The following is an 18,532-nucleotide window of genomic DNA, read 5'->3' on the forward strand; positions in this document are numbered from 1 at the left end:
CGTCGGGGGCGGGCGCGGCACGGCGGGAGGCATCCTTGCGCCATGCCCGTATCGTCTAAGGCACGCAACACGTGAAGGAGTGCGCACGATGGTCTCTGCCGCCACCTCTCCCCACCTGGTCGTGCACAGCCTCCGCGAGCAGATCCGCGAGCACATCCTGGAGGGCATCGTCAGCGGCCGGTGGCAGCCCGGCGAGCGCATCGTGGAGCGCAGGATCGCGGTGGAGCTGCAGGTCAGCCAGACGCCGGTGCGCGAGGCGCTGCGCGAGCTGGAGTCGCTGCGGCTGATCGAGGCGGAGCCGAACAAGGGCGTGCGGGTGCGCAACCTGACGGCGGCCGACCTCAAGGAGAGCTACCCGGTGCGGGCCGGCCTGGAGCAGGTCGCGGCGGAGCTGGCGGCCGAGCGGCTGGCCGCGGACCCCTCGGCGCTGGAGCGGGAGGTCGCCGCGCTGCACGCGGCGGACGCCGAGCTGGACGGCGAGGAGCAGGTGCGGCACACCGTGGCCTTCCACCACGAGCTGGTGCGGGCGGCCGGGAACGCGGTGCTGCTGCACGCCTGGGAGGCGCTGGGCATCGAGGTGTGGACGACGCTGTCGATCCGCTGGCTGAGCCCGGCGCCGCGCGCGTACGCCGCCGAGCACCAGGACATCGTGGACGCCTTCACCCGGCGCGATCCGGCGATCTGCGCGCTGATCAAGGCGCACGTCCTGAGCTGTGCGCCCCAGGTCTGAGGTTCCGCCACCGATTCGAAGGCGACAGCCATCGGGCACTGGGTGCCCTTAAGGCTGGCACCGCGTGCCGACTTGGAAGATATGGCCGTCCACCATTGATCGATCATCGATCGAGGACGTATCGTCGACCGTGGGGAGCGAAGCCCTGTCGTGCCGACACCGCATTCGACCCCTGAAGACCCTCCCTCCGTTCGGAAGGCGGCCACCCATGCCCGACGCCGTACGCAAGCACCGGCCGAGCCAGCTCGACCAGATCCCCGACCGGGACTCCGAGGAGACCGCCGAGTGGCGCGCGTCCCTGGACGCCGTCGCCGCGGCCGCCGGCCCGCACCGTGCCGCGTACCTGATGCGCCGCACCCTGGAGGCCGCGGCCGACAGCGGCGGCATCGCACTGCCCTCGCTGCTGGAGACCGAGTACATCAACACCATCCCGACCTCCGCCGAGCCCGCCTACCCGGGCGACGAGGCGATGGAGGCCAGGATCACCGCGTGGAACCGGTGGAACGCCGCCGCGATGGTCACCCGCGGCAGCCGCCAGGGCCTCGGCGGCCACATCGCCACCTTCGCCTCCGCGGCCTGGCTCTACGAGACCGGGTTCCAGCACTTCTTCCGCGGCAAGGAGGGCTCGGGCTCCGGCGACCAGCTGTACCTCCAGGGCCACGCCTCCCCGGGCATATACGCGCGCGCGTTCCTGGACGGCCGGCTCACCGAGGCGCACCTGGACCGGTTCCGGCAGGAGGCCGGCGGCGACGGCCTGCCCTCGTACCCGCACCCGCGGCGGCTGCCCTGGCTGTGGGAGTTCCCCACCGTCTCGATGGGCCTCGGCCCGCTCTCCGCGATCTACCAGGCCCGCTTCAACCGCTACCTGGAGCACCGCGGCATCAAGGACACCTCGGACTCGCACGTGTGGGCGTTCCTCGGCGACGGCGAGATGGACGAGCCGGAGTCGACCGCCGCGCTGGCGCTGGCCGGCCGCGAGGGCCTGGACAACCTGACCTTCGTCATCAACTGCAACCTGCAGCGGCTGGACGGCCCGGTCCGCCCCAACTTCAAGATCGTGCAGGAGCTGGAGGCGCAGTTCCGCGCCGCCGGCTGGAACGTGATCAAGTCGCTGTGGGGCGCCGCCTGGGACGAGGTCCTCGCGCTCGACACCGACGGCGCGCTGCTCCAGCGGCTGCGGGAGACCCCGGACGCCCAGTTCCAGACCTACGCCACCCGCGACGCGGGCTATGTGCGCGAGCACTTCTTCGGCGCGAACCCCTCGCTGCGCCCGATCGGCGCGCGGCTGGACGACGCGAAGATCACCGAGCTGTTCCGCGCCTCGCGCGGCGGCCACGAGCCGCGCAAGGTGTACGCGGCCTACCGCGCCGCCGTCGACCACAAGGGCGCGCCGACGGTGATCCTGGCGCAGACCGTCAAGGGCTGGACGCTCGGCGAGGGCTTCGAGTCGCGCAACGCCAACCACCAGATGAAGAAGCTCACCGGCGCGCAGTTCCGCGCCATGCGCGACCTGCTGGAGCTGCCCATCCCGGACAGCGCGCTGGACGCGGACGTGGTGCCGTACTGGCACCCGGGCGAGAACTCCCCCGAGGTGCGGTACCTGCGCGAGCGCCGCGCGGCCCTCGGCGGCCCGGCGCCGGCCCGCAAGGTCGTCGCCAAACCGCTGCCGCAGCCGGCCGACAAGGCGTTCAAGGCGCTGGAGAAGGGCTCGGGCAGCCAGGAGATCGCCACCACGATGGCCTTCGTCCGGCTGGTGAAGGACCTGATGCGGGAGAAGGAGACCGGCCGCCGCTGGGTGCCGATCGTCCCCGACGAGGCCCGCACCTTCGGCATGGAGTCGCTGTTCCCCTCGGCCGGCCTGTACTCGCCCAAGGGCCAGACGTACGACCCGGTGGACCGCGACCAGCTGCTGTACTACAAGGAGGCGAAGGACGGCCAGATCCTCAACGAGGGGATCACCGAGGCCGGTTCGCTCGCCGACTTCACCGCCGCCGCCACCGCGTACGCCACGCACGGCGAGCCGATGATCCCGTTCTACATCTTCTACTCGATGTTCGGCTGGCAGCGCACCGCCGACCAGTTCTGGGCGCTCGCCGACCAGCTGGGCCGCGGCTTCGTGATCGGCGCGACCGCCGGCAAGACCACGATGACCGGCGAGGGCCTGCAGCACGCCGACGGCCACTCGCACCTGACCGCCTCCACCAACCCGGCGGCGATCTCCTACGACCCGGCGTTCGCGTACGAGGTCGCGGTGATCGTCCGCGAGGGCCTGCGCCGGATGTACGGCCCCGGGCGCGACGGCGAGGACCAGGACGTCTTCTACTACCTGACGGTCTACAACGAGCCGAAGGTGCAGCCCGCCATGCCCGAGGGCGTGGAGGAGGGCATCATCAAGGGCCTCTACCGCTACCGGCAGGCCGAGGCCCCCGCGGCCGGCGCGCCCCGGCTCCAGCTGCTGGCCTCCGGCACCGCGATCCACTGGGCGCTGGACGCGCAGAAGCTGCTCGCGCAGGACTGGGGCGTGGCCGCCGACGTGTGGTCCGCGCCGTCCTGGACCGAGCTGCGCCGCGAGGCGCTGGAGTGCGACGCGGCCCGGCTGCGCGGCGAGGAGCGGGTGCCGTACGTGACTCGCGCGCTGGAGGGCGCGCCCGGTCCGGTCGTCGCGGTCAGCGACTGGATGCGGGCGGTGCCCGACCAGATCGCGCCGTGGGTGGAGCAGGACTGGACCTCGGTGGGCACCGACGGGTTCGGCCTGTCGGACACCCGCGCGGCGGCCCGCCGGCACTTCGGCGTCGACCCCGAGTCGGTCACCGTGCAGGCGCTGGCCGCGCTCGCCCGGCGCGGCGACATCGAGCCGGCGAAGGTCAAGGAGGCGGCGGAGCGCTACGGGCTCTGACGCGGGTGACGCCACGGCGGGCGGCCGGGCGGGTGGCGGATCTGCGCCGCCGCCCGGCCGCCCGTCCGGCGTGCGGCGGACGGCCGGCTGCCACCCGGAGGGCGTCCGCGAACGGCCGCCGTCCGCGCCCGGCCGCCGTCCGCCGCCTGCCGTTGCCGTCTTCCGTCCCGGCGGGCGTCCCGGTGGGTGGCCTGGCGGGAAACGGGCGGCGAACGGGCAGTGGCCGGGCGGAACCGGGCCGCAGCCGGGCCCGGTGGGCATCGGCGGTCGTAGCCGGTGCGTAGACGCGCCGTCGTCCATCACACGTAGGGCCTGGCGTATCCGGCGGGCGTCCCGGGCGCCGGGTGCGCCGGCCCGCGACGCCCGGGGCGGCAGCCGCGGGCCGGATCGGAGCTGAGAGACGCGCGTAGCCCCCGGGGCCGCCGCGACAGGCGGAGCGTCCACCGACGGGTGGGGCGCGTGCGCCGGCCGGGGCGGCGCCGCGGCGGCGGTGAATCGTTCTTGCGGGCGCCGTCACCGGCCGCTACGGTCCCCCGGTGCCTGCCAATCCCGCCCCCTTGACGGCGCCCACCGCCGACGACCTCCGCGCCTGGCACCGCGTGCAGTCCGCCGCTCTCGCCCACGACCGGCCCGGCGAGCCGGTGCCCGACCAGGAGGCCGTACGGGGCGAGCTGACCGTCCCCGGCGTGGACAGCCGGCGGGTGCTGTGGCTGGTGCGCGGGCGCAACGGCGACGCGGTCGCCACCGCCTCCTTACAGCTGTTCTCCGACCCGGAGCGCGCCCGCACCGCGGACGTCGGGCTGACCGTCCACCCCGCGCACCGGCGGCTGGGCGCGGGCTCCCGGCTGCTGGCCACCGTGGTCGAGGCCGCGGCCCGGGCCGGCTGCCGCACCCTGGTCGCGAACGCGGCGGCCGGCACGACCGTCGAGGCGTTCCTCGGCGCGCGCGGCTTCTCGCCGGCGCTGCGGCTGACCCACCAGCGGCTGCTGCTCGACGAGGTGCCCGAGCGTGTGCGGGACCGCCCGGACGCGCCGGACAGCGGTTACCACCTGGTCTTCTGGCCCGGCGCCGCTCCCGAGCACCTGATCGCCGGCTTCGCCCGGGCCCGCGGCGAGGCGGCCGCGACCGCCACCGGCCGCCTGGACCTCGGCCCGCGGTGCTGGGACCCGGCCCGGCTGCGCAAGGCCGCGGAGGTGGTGGCCCGCCGCGGCGAGCGGTTGCTGACGGTCGCGGCGCTCTGCGGCCCGCCGGACGGCGACGCCGGGGAGGGCGCGGGGTCCGCCGACGGCGGGATCGCGGGGTTCACCGAACTCGTCGTGCCCGCGCCGGGCGCCGGACACACCGCGCGGCAGTACGCCACCGCGGTGCTGCCCGCACACCGCGGCAACGGCCTCGGGCTGCGGCTGAAGGCCGAGATGCTGCGCCGGCTGGCCGCGGACCACCCCGGGATCACTGAGGTGCGCACCGACACCGCCGACGACGACCGGCACATGCTGGCGGTCAACGCGGCGCTGGGCTTCCGCGCGCAGCGCCGTACGGTGGTCTACCGGATGCGGCTGCCGGCGCGCTGAGCCCGCCCCCGGGTTTCGGTAACGAGACGGGTGCCATCCGGCGCGCTGGGCGTGCGTGGGACGGCCGCAACCGGGAAGCTTGACGCGTGATGGACGAGACCGAGTTCTGGGAGATCGTCGACGGCACGCGGGAGGCGGCCGAGGGCGATCCGGAGGAACACGCGGACCTGCTGGTCGAGCGCCTCACCCAGCTCGACCCGGAGGCCGTGCTGGACTTCGCCCGGCACTTCGAGACGCGCTTCGCGCGGGCGAACACCTGGGAGCTGTGGGGCGCGGCGGACATCATGCTCAGCGGCGCGGACGAGGAGTCGTTCGACTACTTCCGCTGCTGGCTGATCGGGCAGGGCCGGCACGTCTTCGAGGGCGCGCTGCACGCGCCGGACGAGCTGGCGGAGCTGGTCCCCGAGTTCGATCCCGAGACGGACGGGGACGCGGAGGATCTCGGCTACGCGGCGGACGAGGCGTACGAGCAGCTCACCGGTGTCCGCCTGCCCGAGCTGGGCCTGCCGGCCGCGGCCGGCGACGCGCCCGAGGGCGCGCCCCTCGACTTCGAGGACGAGGCCGCGATGTCCGCGCGCTACCCCCGCCTCTGGCTCCGCTTCAACTGAGCCCCCCACCGGGCCGGTGGTCCGCCCCCGACCTCATCCGCCCCTCGGGACGGTGACGCCCCTCCCCGCCGCGACGGCTGATCGGGGCACCCCCCGGACGGGGTCCGGGGGGTGCCGTTCCCCGCGCCCCGATGTGCTCGCGTCGAGCGCCGGCGGGTCGGCTCGACATTGGGCGTCGGCTCCCCAGAGGCGCGGGGAACGGCGCGAGCAACCGCCCACGGGCCGGTGGTCCGGAACAAGCCGCACAGCCCCCTCGGGGCGGTGGCGACCTGCGGGTCGCGGATGGTCCCTGATCGGCGCAGTGCCCGGCGTTTTGTGTGGGGGTCCGGGAGGATGGGGGCATGCGGATCGTGGTGAGTGGAAGCTCGGGGCTGATCGGGAGCGCGCTGGCGCGCACGCTGCGCGCGGACGGGCACGACGTCGTCAAGCTGGTGCGGCGCCGGCCGAAAGCCCCGGACGAGGCCGGCTGGGACCCGATCGCCGGCACCGTGGACAGCGCCCGGCTGGAGCACGCCGACGCGATCGTCCACCTGGCCGGCGCCCCCGTGGGCACCCGCCGCTGGACCCCCGCCCGCAAACGCGAGCTGCGCGACAGCCGTATCGCGGGAACCCGCACGATCGCCCGCGCGGCGGCGGCGCTCACGTCCCCGCCCCGCACCCTGCTGTGCGCGAGCGCGATCGGCTACTACGGCGACACCGGCGCCGACTGGGCCGACGAGCGGAGCCCCGCGGGCGCCGGCTTCCTGGCCGACCTGGTCCGCGGCTGGGAGGCCGCCGCCGACCCGGCCAGGGACGCCGGCATCCGCACCCTGCACGCCCGCACGGGCCTGGTCGTCTCCGCGGCCGGCGGCGCGTGGGGCCCGCTGTTCCCGCTGTTCCGCGCCGGCCTCGGCGGCCGGCTCGGCAGCGGACGCCAGTTCTGGAGCTTCATCGCGCTGCACGACGAGATCGCCGCGCTGCGCTTCCTGCTGGACACGCCGTCCCTGTCCGGCCCGGTCAACCTGACCGCCCCCGAGCCGCTGACGAACCGTGAGATCACCAAGGCGATGGGCCGCGTGCTGCACCGGCCGACGGTGGCCACCGTGCCCGCGCCGGTACTGCGCCTGGCGCTCGGCGAGTTCGCCGGCGACGTGCTGGGCAGTCAGCGGGTGCGCCCCAAGGTGCTGCTGGACGCCGGCTTCACGTTCACGTACCCCGAGATCGAGCAGGCGATCAGGGCGGCGCTCGACGCGCGCTCCCCCGTACCGCACGAGCCCGGCACACCGGACGCCGAGGGTGCGCAGGGGCCCGGGGGTGCGGAGGGCGCCGGGAGTGCGCAGGGTTCCGGGGACGCCGGGGACGCAGGCGACGCCGCCCCCGGCGCGGAGCGCGGCGAGCGCCCCGAGCCTCCCGGCAAGGGGTGATCCTCGGCCGGACGCGGGCCCGATCGTCCGGAAAGGGAACGTTCATCCCGCATCGATTGCCCTCGTCCGGGGCATGACCTCTACCAGCGTTCGCGCGACAGCGGCCACCCCCCGTGCCGGGGGGCGCGGGGTCGGGACCCCCGTGTGTCCGCACGCCTGCCCGACCGGCCCGTCGCCGTACGCGAGCGGGGAACGGACCCGATCTCCGGGAGGGGCATCGTGCTCGCACCAGCACGCCGGCAAGGGGCAGCCGCAACGGCGGACGTGATCGTGATCGGGGCGGGGCCGGCCTCGCCGCGGCGCGCCATCTCATCGACGGCGGCCTGCGGGTCACCGTCCTGGAGCGCTCGGACCGCGTCGGCGGCCGCAGCGCCACCGACACCGTGGACGGCTTCCGGCTCGACCGCGGGCCGCACCTGCTCAACACCGCCTACCCCGAGCTGCGCCGCCTGCCCGCGCTGCGCGGACTGCCGCTGGCGCCGCTCGCGCCCGGCGCGGTGCTGCGCTCGGCCGGCCGCGGCTACCGGGTCGGCGATCCGCGCGGGGCCCGCGCGGCGTTCAACTCCGCCCGTGCGCCCATCGGTTCGACGCTGGACAAGGCGCGGCTGGGCACCACGCTCAACCGTCTCGCCGCGACGCCGGTCGCGCGGCTGACCGCGCGCCCGGAGACCACCGCGGCGCTCGCGCTCGGCGCGCGCGGCTTCGCGCCGCGCACCGTCGAGGGGTTCCTGCGGCCGCTGCTGGCCGCGTTGCTGTGCGACCCGGAGCTGGGCACGTCCAGCAGGGTCGCGGACGTGGTGCTGCGCGGCTTCGCGCTGGGCCGCGCGTGCCTGGCCGTGGGCGGCGCGGCGACCGTGCCGGAGCGGCTCGCGGCGGCGCTGCCGCCGGGCACGGTACGGCTGGGGGTCGGCGCGGCGCGCGTCGCGGTCGACTCGGTGCTCACCGAGGACGGCGAGGAACTCCCCTGCCGCGCGGTGCTCGTGGCCACCGACGCGCGCGTGGCGGCCGAGCTGCTGCCGGGGCTGCGGGTGCCGGGCTTCCACCAGGTGACGGTGGTGCACCACGCCGCGCCCGAGCCGCCGCTGCGCGAGCCCGCGCTCGTGCTGGACGCGGACCGGCTGGGTCCGGTGTCGCACACGTTCCCGGCGAGCCTGGTGGACCCCACCCGGGCGCCGCGGGGGCGGGCGCTGGTCACGTCCGTGGTGCTCGGGCCGCCGCCGGACGGGGACGACGACAAGGCGGTGCGGGCGCACCTGGCGGAGCTGTACGAGGTGTCGACGGACCGGTGGGAGCTGCTGGGGATGCGTACGGACGCGGAGGCCCTGCCGGCCATGGCCGCGCCGCACGATCTGCGGCGGCCGGTGCGGGTGCTGTCCGGCCTCTACGTCTGCGGCGACCACCGCGGCACCAGTACGGTCCAGGGCGCGCTCCTGTCCGCGCGCCGCGCCGCGCGGGCCGCCCTCCGCGACATCCCCTCGCGGGGAGCCCGCCCCACCCCCGGCCGCCGCGCCGCATAACGCTGGGCGCTTTGCCCCCGGCCACGACACCAACTGCCCCTCCCGGGCCGGTGACGCCCCGCGGGCCCACCGTAGCTCGCCCCCCGGGGGTGACCCGACGCCCGACGTCACCCCCAGGGGACCATCCACGCCGCGACAGCTGATGGGGGTACCTCCCGGACGGAGTCCGGGGAGCAGTCCCCCGCGCCCCCGACAAGCCACGCCCGCACAACGGCCAACGTCACCCCCGGGGGCGCGGGGAACGGCGCGAGCAACCACCCACCGGACCGGCGGTCCGGGCACGACAGCAACAGCCCCCTCGGGCCGGTGACGACCATCCACGCCACGACAGCTGACGGGGGTACCTCCCGGACGGAGTCTGGGGGGAACAGTTCCCCGCTCCCCCGACAAGCCACGCCCGCGCAACGCCCGACGTCACCCCCCAGGGGCGCGGGGAACGGCGCGAGCAACCACCCACCGGACCGGTGGTCCGGGCACGACAGCAACAGCCCCCTCGGGCCGGTGACGACCATCCACGCCACGACAGCTGACGGGGGTACCTCCCGGACGGAGTCTGGGGGGAGCAGTTCCCCGCTCCCCCTCCAGGTGCTCGACGCCCAGCGCCACGCTGGCCGCCACCGCCGGGGGCCGGAAGTGGGCGCCACGCTCAGCGTGGGGGAAGCGCGGCGAGGCGATCGCGGAAAGCCCGAGCGGGCGCGGCGTCGCGGTAGGGATCGAGCCGCCGGGCGAAGTCCCGGACGTACTCCGCCGCACGGGCGGACCGCATGTCGGCCGCCGCGCGGACCACGTCGAACCCCAGCGCGCACGCCGCGTCGACCTCCCCGAGCCCCAGCCTCGCGCACGCCAGGACCGTACGGCAGAAGAGCCGGCTGCGCGCGTACGCCGGCGCGCGCAGCGCGAGGGACCGCTCGGCGTGCTGCGCCGCGGCCCGCCACTGCCGCAGGTCCCGGTGGCAGTGCCCGAACTCGTCCGCGAGCTGCGCCTCGTCGAAGAACCGCGCCCACCCGGGCACCTCGTCGCCGCCGCGCGCGGCGCCCAGCGACCGCTCGGCCCGCGCCAGCGCCGCCGCGCACGCCCGCGCCTCACCGAGCAGCCCGTGCCCGCGGGCCTCCGCCGCGTGCAGCAGCGCCTGCACCGCGTGCGGCGCCGCCGTGCCGACGCCCTGCTGAGCGACCCGCGCGAGCTGCACCGCCTCGCGCCCGTGCCCGAGGTACACGGCCTGCCGGCTCATCGTCACCAGGACGTAGCCGCCGAACACCCGGTCCCCCGCGGCCTGCGCCAGCCGCAGCGCCTGCACGAAGTAGCGCTGCGCGAGCCCGTGCGCGCCGATGTCGTACGACGTCCAGCCCGCCAGCCTGGTCAGGTCCGCGACCGCGCCGAACAGCTTGCGGCCGAGCGTCTCGCCGTAGCTGCCGCGCAGCATCGGCTCGGCCTCGTGCTCCAGGTAGCGGACCAGCGCCTGGCGCGCGTGGCCGCCGCCGTACGCGTGGTCGAGGGTGCGGAAGAGGTCCGCGACGGCCCGTACCGCGCTGATGTCGCCGGGGCCGACCGTGCCGGGCTCGGCGGGGACGGGCCACGGCACGCTCCCCCGGCTCTGGGCCGGCACCCGCGGCCCCGCGGTACCGGCCGCCCGCCCGCCCGCCGCCTCGGCCGCCCCCGCGGCGGCGGCAGCGAACGCCGCGCCCACCGCCACGGACCCGGGCCCCGCGCCCACGGACCCGGGCCCCGCGCCCAGGGAACCGGGCCCCGCGCCCACGGCCCCGGGCGCGACCGGCCGCGGCACGGACGCCACCGACTCGTCGGCCCGCCCGATCAGCCAGTCCCGGCTGGGCACCACCAGCCCCGCCGGCGTGAACGCGATCTTCCGCACCTCGGGCTGGTTCCCGGTGTCCTTGCGCCACAGCCCGCTGACGATGTCCACCGCCTCGCCGGGCGTCGAGGCGTACTCAAGGCCCGCGTAGACCGGCGCCGCCGCGTCCATGCCCAGGTCCTGCGCGGAAAGCCTGCGGCCCAGCCGCTGGGTGAAGACCTCGGCGATCAGCGCGGGCGTCGCGCCGCGCGGCTGCTGGCCGCGCAGCCAGCGGGTGACGGACGTCTTGTCGTACCGCAGGTCCAGGCCGTGCTCGGTGCCGAGCTGGTCGACCCTGCGGGCCAGCCCCGCGTTGGAGAAGCCGGCCTCCGCGATCAGCTCGGCGAGCCTGCTGTTGGGGCGGGTCGCGCGGCCCTCGGAGGGCTCCCCCGAGGCAGCCGGGCTCCCGGCCCCGGCTGCCTCGGGGGCCGCCGGGGCCTCCCGGACGGGCGGCGCGGCGAGCGCCGGCGGGCGGTCGGGCTCTGACTGGGGGGCACGGTCCGTCATCGGCAGGGCGGTCCACTTCCGCTGGGCGGGTCTTGGAGTCGGCGTGAATGTAACGGTCGGTGCCGAGGAGCTCACCGGAAGAACCTCATATTCCCCCGAACGAATGACCACCCGGCCCATTTCCGGGTAAACCGACCGGCGCGCTCCGGTGCTCGCTGCTACGCCCTCCGGGACCCGTGGGAGCCCCGCGGAGCCTTTCACCGGGCGTCCGCGGAGCCCCTCGCCGAGCCTTCGGCCGGCCCCGGCCGACGCGCCCGCCGCCGCCCGCATCGACCGCCGTACAGTGAGAGGGGCATTGCGACCACGAGCAGAGCCACAGCAGAAGGAGTCGTCGTGAGCGAGCTGCACTTCGTGCACCTGGGGTTCGGGGCCGACGCGGTGGAGTACACCGAGGCATGGCAGGAACAGCGCCGCGTGCACGGCGCGCGCTTCGCCGACGAGATCGAGGACACCTGCCTGCTGCTGGAGCACCCGCCGGTCTACACCGCGGGCCGCCGCACCGCCGACGACGAACGCCCGCTGGACGGCACCCCCGTGGTCGACGTGGACCGCGGCGGCAAGATCACCTGGCACGGCCCCGGCCAGCTGGTCGGCTACCCGATCCTGAAGCTGCCCCGGCCGGTCGACGTGGTCGCCCACGTGCGGCGCCTGGAGGAGGCGCTGATCCGTACCGCCGCGGACTTCGGGCTGGAGACCACCCGGGTGGAGGGCCGCAGCGGGGTGTGGGTGCTCGGCGACCCGGTCGAGGAGCGCGCCGCCAGGGGCCTGACGCTGGACTTCGACCCCCGCCTGGTGGGCCCCTCCTGGCCGAAGGCGGGCAAGGAGGGAGAGGAGTTCGACCCGCGGCTCAACGGCCCGGAGTACGCGCCGTCCAACGCCGGCCAGCGCCGCGAGGACCGCAAGCTCGCCGCGATCGGCATCCGGGTCGCCAAGGGCGTGACGATGCACGGCTTCGCCCTCAACTGCAACCCGGACAACACCTGGTTCGACCGGATCGTGCCGTGCGGGATCAGGGACGCGGGCGTCACCTCGCTCTCCGCGGAGCTGGGCCGCGAGGTCACCGTCGCCGAGGTGCTGCCGGTGGTGGAGAAGCACCTGACCGCGGTGCTGACGACCGCGGTGCCGCTGCCGCGGGCGGTGTAGCGGGCCGCGGTGCCGGTGTGACCTGCCAGGCATCCGCCGCCGCCCAGGAATGCGAGGGCGTACCCTGGCGTTCACCGAAGAATTGAAGCCGTAGGCAGAATCTCAGCTTAGGGAGCCGGCCGTGTCCGCAGTCTCACCCGACGGACGCAAGATGCTGCGCCTGGAGGTCCGCAACAGCCAGACCCCCATCGAGCGCAAGCCCGAGTGGATCAAGACCCGGGCGAAAATGGGCCCCGAATACACCCAGATGCAGAAACTCGTGAAGAGCGAGGGCCTGCACACCGTGTGCCAGGAGGCCGGCTGCCCCAATATCTACGAGTGCTGGGAGGACCGCGAGGCCACCTTCCTCATCGGCGGCGACCAGTGCACCCGGCGCTGCGACTTCTGCCAGATCGACACCGGCCGGCCGCAGCCGCTGGACCGCGACGAGCCGCGCCGCGTCGGCGAGTCGGTGCTCACCATGGACCTGAACTACGCCACCATCACCGGCGTCGCCCGCGACGACCTGCCCGACGGCGGCGCGTGGCTGTACGCCGAGACGGTCCGCCAGATCCACGCGATGACCGCGGACCGCCCGGCCGGCCGTACGAAGGTCGAGCTGCTCATCCCCGACTTCAACGCCGAGCCGGCCCAGCTCGCCGAGGTCTTCGGCGCCCGCCCCGAGGTGCTCGCGCACAACGTGGAGACGGTGCCGCGGATCTTCAAGCGGATCCGCCCGGCCTTCCGCTACGAGCGCTCCCTCGACGTCATCACCCGCGCGCGCGAGGCGGGCCTGGTCACCAAGTCCAACCTGATCCTCGGCATGGGCGAGGAGCGCGAGGAGATCAGCCAGGCGCTGCACGACCTGCACGACGCGGGCTGCGAGCTGATCACCATCACCCAGTACCTGCGGCCCTCGGTCCGCCACCACCCGGTGGAGCGCTGGGTGAAGCCCGCGGAGTTCGTGGAGCTGAAGGAGGAGGCCGAGGAGATCGGCTTCGCCGGCGTGATGTCCGGGCCGCTGGTGCGGTCGTCCTACCGCGCGGGTCGGCTGTTCCAGCAGGCCGTCGAGCGCCGGGAGCAGCTCCAGGCCGCCGCGGCCCGCTGACCTCGGCGCCGCGGTTGCGATCGGCTGCACCCGGGTGGCGCGCGGCCGCCGGCCACCCGTATCCGGCCCCTCCCGGCGCGGGCGCGGCGGCTTTCATCCGCGATTGACCGAGTGGTCACTGCCTGGTAACACGGAGTGGCCAGGCTGGTTCGGGCAGGGCCCGGCATCCCGTGCCGCGTCCGCACCGGGCGGCGCACCGCCGCGCCGCGCGGGCCGTGCCGCGGCCGTGTCCCGGCCGGCCGCTCACGCACCGCAGCCGTACCCGCCCCGTACCTTCCGCGCTGACGAGCCCAGGAGCACGCGATGCCGTCCCAGCCCCAGCAGGCGCACCCCCGTCCGCGCCCGTACGCGCCGGTGGCCGGCGCGCTGCGGGTCGTCGAAACGTTCCTGCTCAGCGGGGGCCAGCAGACCGCCCGCCGGAACGCCTGGGCGGCCGTGGTGGCCGACCGGCAGCGGGCCAGGGACCGCCGGGAAGCCGAGCGGGCGATGGCGGGCCTGACCGGTCCGCAGGCCCCCTCCCTGCCGCGGTGACGCGGGCCGCCGGGGCCGCCGCGCCGACGCCGCCGCGATGACCCGGTCGCGGTGACGGTGTCCCGCCAGGCCACGTATCCTTTGCGGCATGGCGAGGAAGGAAACATCCGAGAACGCTGGGCGGCTGGCACAGATCGCCCAGACCTACAAGATGACCCGGCAGGCCGACTCCACGATCGGTCTTGTCCTTGCGGCTGTGGGAATCGTCACCTTCGGTGTCATCCTCGCCCTCGGCTTCTTGATCGGTCACCCCATCTACGCGGGCATCCTGGGTCTGCTGCTCGCCCTGCTCGCGACGGCGGTCGTCTTCGGCCGGCGCGCGGAGCGGGCGGCCTTCGGCCAGCTGGAGGGCAAGCCCGGCGCGGCCGCCGCGGTGCTCCAGAACGTGGGGCGCGGCTGGACCGTCACCCCCGCGGTCGCGATGAACAAGAGCCAGGACGTGGTGCACCGCGCGGTGGGCCGCGCGGGCGTCGTGCTCATCGGCGAGGGCAACCCCAACCGGGTCAAGGGCCTGCTGGCGGCGGAGAAGCGCAAGGTCGGCCGGGTCGTCTTCGACGTGCCGGTGCACGACTACATCGTCGGCGACGGCGAGGGCGAGCTGCCGCTGAAGAAGATCAGGTCCACGCTGCTGCGGCTGCCGCGGGCGCTGAGCGGCCCGAAGACCACCGAGGTCAACGACCGGCTGCGGGCGCTCGGCGATCTGATGTCGAACATGCCGATTCCCAAGGGTCCGATGCCGAGGGGCATGCGGATGCCGAAGGGCCGCTAGCCGCTAGTTCCGGGGGCGACCCGGTTCCGGGTGACGGGGACGGCGGGCGGGACGACTCACGGGGGCGCGGACGACCGCGCCCCCGTTCGCGTACCGCGTCCGGATCGCGTACCGCCCCCGGATCGCGCGCCGGCGGGCTCCCGCACGGGACCGCGTCCACGTACGGCGCCCCGCTCGCGCACCGCGCGGGTCAGATGCGGACCTCGACCGACTTGGCCGCCTTGTCGTGCAGGCCCCGGGTGTCGCGGTCCCAGACGACGGCCGGGATGACGATCAGCAGCAGGACCGTGCGCACCAGCGCGGCCAGCGGGCTGAGCCGGCTGCCGTCGACGCCGACCACGCGCAGTCGCATGATCAGCTTGCCGGGCGTGGCGCCGACCAGCGCGAGGCCGATCAGGCTGACCGCGCCGAACACCGCGAGCGCCCAGTTGTTGGCGAGGTGGACGTCACGGCCCGCGATCAAGCCGTATGCGATCACCACGCAGAGGATCCAGTCGATGAAGACGGCCGCGACGCGGCGGCCGATCGACGCGATGGACCCCGGCCCCGACTCGGGGAGCCCGAGGCGCTCGCCACGGTAACCGAACTCCACGCCCATCTGCTCGGCGGCGGCCCGGGGCCCCGAGAGCCACGAACCGATGACATCCCTGTTGTCCACCCGTCCACGGTAACCCCCCGCGGATCCCGCCCGAACCGGGCTCCCCGCCGGCCCGCCCGCCCCCTCGCTCCCCCACTGCTTCCCCACTGGTCCCACGGGTGCGCCCCGGCCGCGCACCGCCCTCCCCGACGTGGCGGTTAACGTCCACGAAACAAATGGGTCATGCTGGAGAAATCCCTGATCCCTACTGTCGGGGTCAGCGTGCGCCACCGCACTGGCCGCGTCTCGATCGCCCACCCGACCGCGCTCCGGCCGGGCCTAGGAGGAGTTGGATGTTCCAGAACGCCGACGACGTCAAGAAGTTCATCGCGGACGAGGGCGTCAAGTTCGTCGACGTCCGGTTCTGTGACCTGCCCGGCGTCATGCAGCACTTCACGGTCCCGGTCTCGACGTTCGACCCGACCGAGGAACTGGCCTTCGACGGCTCGTCCATCCGCGGCTTCCAGGCCATCCACGAGTCGGACATGGCGCTGCGCGCGGACCTGACGACCGCGCGGGTGGACCCGTTCCGCAAGGACAAGACGCTCAACATCAACTTCTTCATCCACGACCCGATCACCGGCGAGGCGTACAGCCGCGACCCGCGGAACGTGGCGAAGAAGGCCGAGGCGTACCTGGCCTCCACGGGCATCGCCGACACCGCGTACTTCGGCCCCGAGGCCGAGTTCTACGTCTTCGACAGCGCGCGCTTCGCCACCCGGTCGAACGAGTCCTTCTACCACATCGACTCCGAGGCGGGCGCCTGGAACACCGGTGCGCTGGAGGACAACCGCGGCTACAAGGTCCGCTACAAGGGCGGTTACTTCCCGGCCCCGCCGGTCGACCACTTCGCCGACCTGCGCGCCGAGATCACCCTGGAGCTGGAGGCGGCCGGGCTGCAGGTCGAGCGCCAGCACCACGAGGTCGGCACCGCGGGCCAGGCGGAGATCAACTACAAGTTCAACACGCTGCTGGCCGCGGCCGACGACCTGATGCTCTTCAAGTACATCGTGAAGAACGTCGCGTGGCGCAACAACAAGACCGCGACCTTCATGCCCAAGCCGATCTTCGGTGACAACGGCTCCGGCATGCACGTCCACCAGTCGCTGTGGCAGAGCGGCTCGCCGCTGTTCTACGACGAGCAGGGCTACGCGGGCCTGTCCGACACCGCCCGCTACTACATCGGCGGCATCCTGCGGCACGCGCCGTCGCTGCTGGCCTTCACCAACCCGACGGTGAACTCCTACCACCGTCTGGTGCCGGGCTTCGAGGCGCCGGTGAACCTGGTGTACTCGCAGCGCAACCGGTCCGCGGCGATGCGCATCCCGATCACCGGCTCGAACCCGAAGGCCAAGCGCGTCGAGTTCCGCGCGCCCGACCCGTCCTCCAACCCGTACCTGGCCTTCTCCGCGCTGCTGCTGGCGGGCCTGGACGGCGTGAAGAACAAGATCGAGCCGGCCGAGCCGATCGACAAGGACCTCTACGAGCTGGCCCCCGAGGAGCACGCGGGCGTCCCCCAGGTCCCGACCTCCCTCCCCGCGGTCCTGGACGCGCTGGAGTCCGACAACGACTACCTCCAGGCCGGCGGCGTCTTCACCGCGGACCTGATCGAGACGTGGATCGACTACAAGCGCACCAACGAGATCGCCCCGATCCAGCTCCGCCCGCACCCGCACGAGTTCGAGCTGTACTTCGACATCTAAGCCGCCGGCTCGCCTCTGACGAGCGCCGCCGCCCCTGGGGGCGGCGGCGCTCGTCGGTGTTCGCGGACGAGGTGGCGAACGAGCCGGTGCTTTCGTGCCTTGGCGGCACGCCGTCTTCGTGGTCTGCAGCTTCACGCGAGCGGCTTCACGCGGGCGACCCACCTCTCGGGGTCGGCGATCTCGTCCCGGGTCGGCATCAGCGAGGGGTCCGCCCACGCCAGGTTGAGCGTGTCGACTCCGGCCAAGGTGACGACGTCGACGGCCCACACCGCGCCCGCGTCCTGGATGGCCTGGCGCGTCTCGGTGTCCGTGCCCTTGTCCACAACCGCCATGAGCGTCTTCATGTCCACCGACTCCCGGCCGGTCCGCGCACCGATCTTCCGCCCGATCAGCCGCGTGGTGACCTCGCCGTCCGCCCACCGCGCATGCCCGTGGAGAGCGTGGGCCGGCGCGATGTCAGGCCATCCCCGGACCTCCCGGAGAAGCGTCGTGTGCGCCAGGAACGCCCGCCCGTCGCTTGCCCGGTGCTGTGCCACACGGGCCAGATGGTGAGCGAGGACCTTCGTCAGCCCGTCGTCCTCCACACCCCATGCCGACAGTGCGTCCGGTACCAGAAGAATCTCCGGCTCCCACTCCTCCGTCTCGATCACCGTTCCCTCGATGAGCTGCCACAGGAGGTCGTGCTGGCTCGGCCCTGCCAGAGGGGACCTTCGGATCACGTCGACCGCGGATTCCGGCAGCCCGAAGTCCCGTACGTCGCGCGTGATGACGCGTTCGGTGTACGCGGCGCGGGCCTCGTGCCAGGACTCCGGCGTCACCAGGCGGATGACGGGAGATTCGCCCACCGGCAGGTGCGTGACCTCTTCCACGACCGGCAGCACCGCATCGGCGAGTTCACTCACCACCCCGCCCAACGAGATTCTGCGGGGTGCTTCCACTCGGACATCGCAAAGCGGCACGGTTCCTCTTCCTCGTGAAAAAACAGGGAAGGCCCTCAGCGGATGGTCAGCCACCCTGCCCGCTGAGGGCCCCGGTGCCCCGCGACGGGGGAGAACGCTGGGACACCGACCCACGCCACTCACGGCGCGGGGATTGAATGCCGCCCTTACCCGGATGCGGCGGCCATCGGGGAGCGGTGAAGCGTTTGCGACGGGCCTGCGCTCACAGCGGCGCAGCGCGGGAAACGACGGCCCAGACGATCTTTCCCGGACCCTCCCGGTCCTTCACGCCCCACTGCCCATCGGTCAGGGCGTCGACCAAGAGGAGACCGCGGCCTGATTCGGCGTCGTCCGGCGCAACAGCTCGGAACTCCGGGCTGCGCTCAGTGATGTCGTGCACCTCGATGCGCACGCCGCGCTCCAACCGCTCGAACCGCGTCCCGATCACGTGCCCGTACGGCGGATGCGCGTGCGTGATCGCATTGGTCACCAACTCCGAGACCACCAACCCGGCATCGTCCGCAAGAGCGGACAGGCCCCACAGGTCGAGGCGCAACAGCAGCAGCCGCCGCGCCTTGGCCACCGAGCGGGGCGCAGGCGGCCACGTCCTCATGACGTCCCCCGCCGACCCCGCCGACCCGGC

The 18,532-nt window shown here is 74.2% G+C and carries 14 protein-coding genes and 1 pseudogene; 11 read left to right on the forward strand and 4 right to left on the reverse strand.

Going from position 1 to position 18,532, the window contains the following annotated elements:
• Positions 1–88: 88 nt before the first annotated feature.
• From VSR01_RS08730 to VSR01_RS08755, 6 genes and pseudogenes are all read left to right on the forward strand, one after another.
• Positions 89–730 (forward strand): GntR family transcriptional regulator, encoded by a 642-nt coding sequence (locus VSR01_RS08730; protein ID WP_326448681.1) that lies wholly within the window; start codon positions 89–91, stop codon positions 728–730.
• A 208-nt stretch (positions 731–938) separates the two neighbouring features.
• On the forward strand, positions 939–3,626 hold the full coding sequence (gene aceE, locus VSR01_RS08735) for a pyruvate dehydrogenase (acetyl-transferring), homodimeric type (RefSeq protein ID WP_326448682.1): 2,688 nt from the start codon (positions 939–941) through the stop codon (positions 3,624–3,626).
• Positions 3,627–4,162: 536 nt separating this feature from the next.
• A complete protein-coding gene (locus tag VSR01_RS08740; protein ID WP_326448683.1) occupies positions 4,163–5,197 on the forward strand; it encodes a GNAT family N-acetyltransferase in 1,035 nt (344 codons plus the stop codon).
• An 89-nt stretch (positions 5,198–5,286) separates the two neighbouring features.
• The gene (locus VSR01_RS08745) at positions 5,287–5,805 is read left to right on the forward strand and encodes a DUF4240 domain-containing protein (RefSeq protein ID WP_326453563.1); all 519 of its coding nucleotides are present in this window, start codon (positions 5,287–5,289) and stop codon (positions 5,803–5,805) included.
• 341 nt (positions 5,806–6,146) lie between these two features.
• Positions 6,147–7,031: pseudogene (locus VSR01_RS08750) on the forward strand (TIGR01777 family oxidoreductase); the annotation flags it as partial.
• A 500-nt stretch (positions 7,032–7,531) separates the two neighbouring features.
• Positions 7,532–8,725, forward strand: a complete 1,194-nt coding sequence (locus VSR01_RS08755; RefSeq protein ID WP_326453564.1) for an NAD(P)/FAD-dependent oxidoreductase — start codon at positions 7,532–7,534, stop codon at positions 8,723–8,725.
• 646 nt (positions 8,726–9,371) lie between these two features.
• On the opposite strand, the gene VSR01_RS08760 is transcribed toward VSR01_RS08755, so the two are convergent.
• Positions 9,372–11,081 carry a regulator gene (locus VSR01_RS08760; protein WP_326448684.1) on the reverse strand — a complete coding sequence of 570 codons (1,710 nt, stop codon included), beginning with the start codon at positions 11,079–11,081 and terminating at the stop codon, positions 9,372–9,374.
• A 333-nt stretch (positions 11,082–11,414) separates the two neighbouring features.
• Here VSR01_RS08760 and lipB point away from each other — a divergent pair, with 333 nt between their 5' ends.
• From lipB to VSR01_RS08780, 4 genes are all read left to right on the forward strand, one after another.
• The gene (gene lipB, locus VSR01_RS08765) at positions 11,415–12,224 is read left to right on the forward strand and encodes a lipoyl(octanoyl) transferase LipB (protein WP_326448685.1); all 810 of its coding nucleotides are present in this window, start codon (positions 11,415–11,417) and stop codon (positions 12,222–12,224) included.
• A gap of 121 nt (positions 12,225–12,345) precedes the next feature.
• On the forward strand, positions 12,346–13,311 hold the full coding sequence (lipA, locus tag VSR01_RS08770) for a lipoyl synthase (RefSeq protein ID WP_326448686.1): 966 nt from the start codon (positions 12,346–12,348) through the stop codon (positions 13,309–13,311).
• Between the two features lie 303 nt (positions 13,312–13,614).
• Positions 13,615–13,842, forward strand: coding sequence for a hypothetical protein (locus tag VSR01_RS08775; protein WP_326448687.1), 228 nt, complete (start codon positions 13,615–13,617; stop codon positions 13,840–13,842).
• 88 nt (positions 13,843–13,930) lie between these two features.
• Positions 13,931–14,611: a DUF4191 domain-containing protein gene (locus tag VSR01_RS08780; protein ID WP_326448688.1), complete on the forward strand. Its 681-nt coding sequence runs from the start codon at positions 13,931–13,933 to the stop codon at positions 14,609–14,611.
• Between the two features lie 190 nt (positions 14,612–14,801).
• On the opposite strand, the gene VSR01_RS08785 is transcribed toward VSR01_RS08780, so the two are convergent.
• Positions 14,802–15,269 carry an RDD family protein gene (locus VSR01_RS08785; RefSeq protein ID WP_326448689.1) on the reverse strand — a complete coding sequence of 156 codons (468 nt, stop codon included), beginning with the start codon at positions 15,267–15,269 and terminating at the stop codon, positions 14,802–14,804.
• A gap of 272 nt (positions 15,270–15,541) precedes the next feature.
• Here VSR01_RS08785 and glnA point away from each other — a divergent pair, with 272 nt between their 5' ends.
• Positions 15,542–16,951, forward strand: coding sequence for a type I glutamate--ammonia ligase (glnA, locus tag VSR01_RS08790; protein WP_326448690.1), 1,410 nt, complete (start codon positions 15,542–15,544; stop codon positions 16,949–16,951).
• Positions 16,952–17,082: 131 nt separating this feature from the next.
• On the opposite strand, the gene VSR01_RS08795 is transcribed toward glnA, so the two are convergent.
• Both VSR01_RS08795 and VSR01_RS08800 read right to left on the reverse strand, forming a co-directional pair.
• Entirely contained in the window at positions 17,083–17,889 is an 807-nt protein-coding gene (locus VSR01_RS08795) for a zinc-dependent metalloprotease (RefSeq protein ID WP_326448691.1), read from the reverse strand.
• Positions 17,890–18,112: 223 nt separating this feature from the next.
• Complete coding sequence (locus tag VSR01_RS08800) at positions 18,113–18,502, reverse strand: ATP-binding protein (protein ID WP_326453565.1); 390 nt, start codon at positions 18,500–18,502, stop codon at positions 18,113–18,115.
• Positions 18,503–18,532: the final 30 nt, after the last annotated feature.

It is taken from the genome of Actinacidiphila sp. DG2A-62, assembly GCF_035825295.1.
In the GTDB taxonomy this organism is placed as follows: Bacteria; Actinomycetota; Actinomycetes; order Streptomycetales; family Streptomycetaceae; genus Actinacidiphila.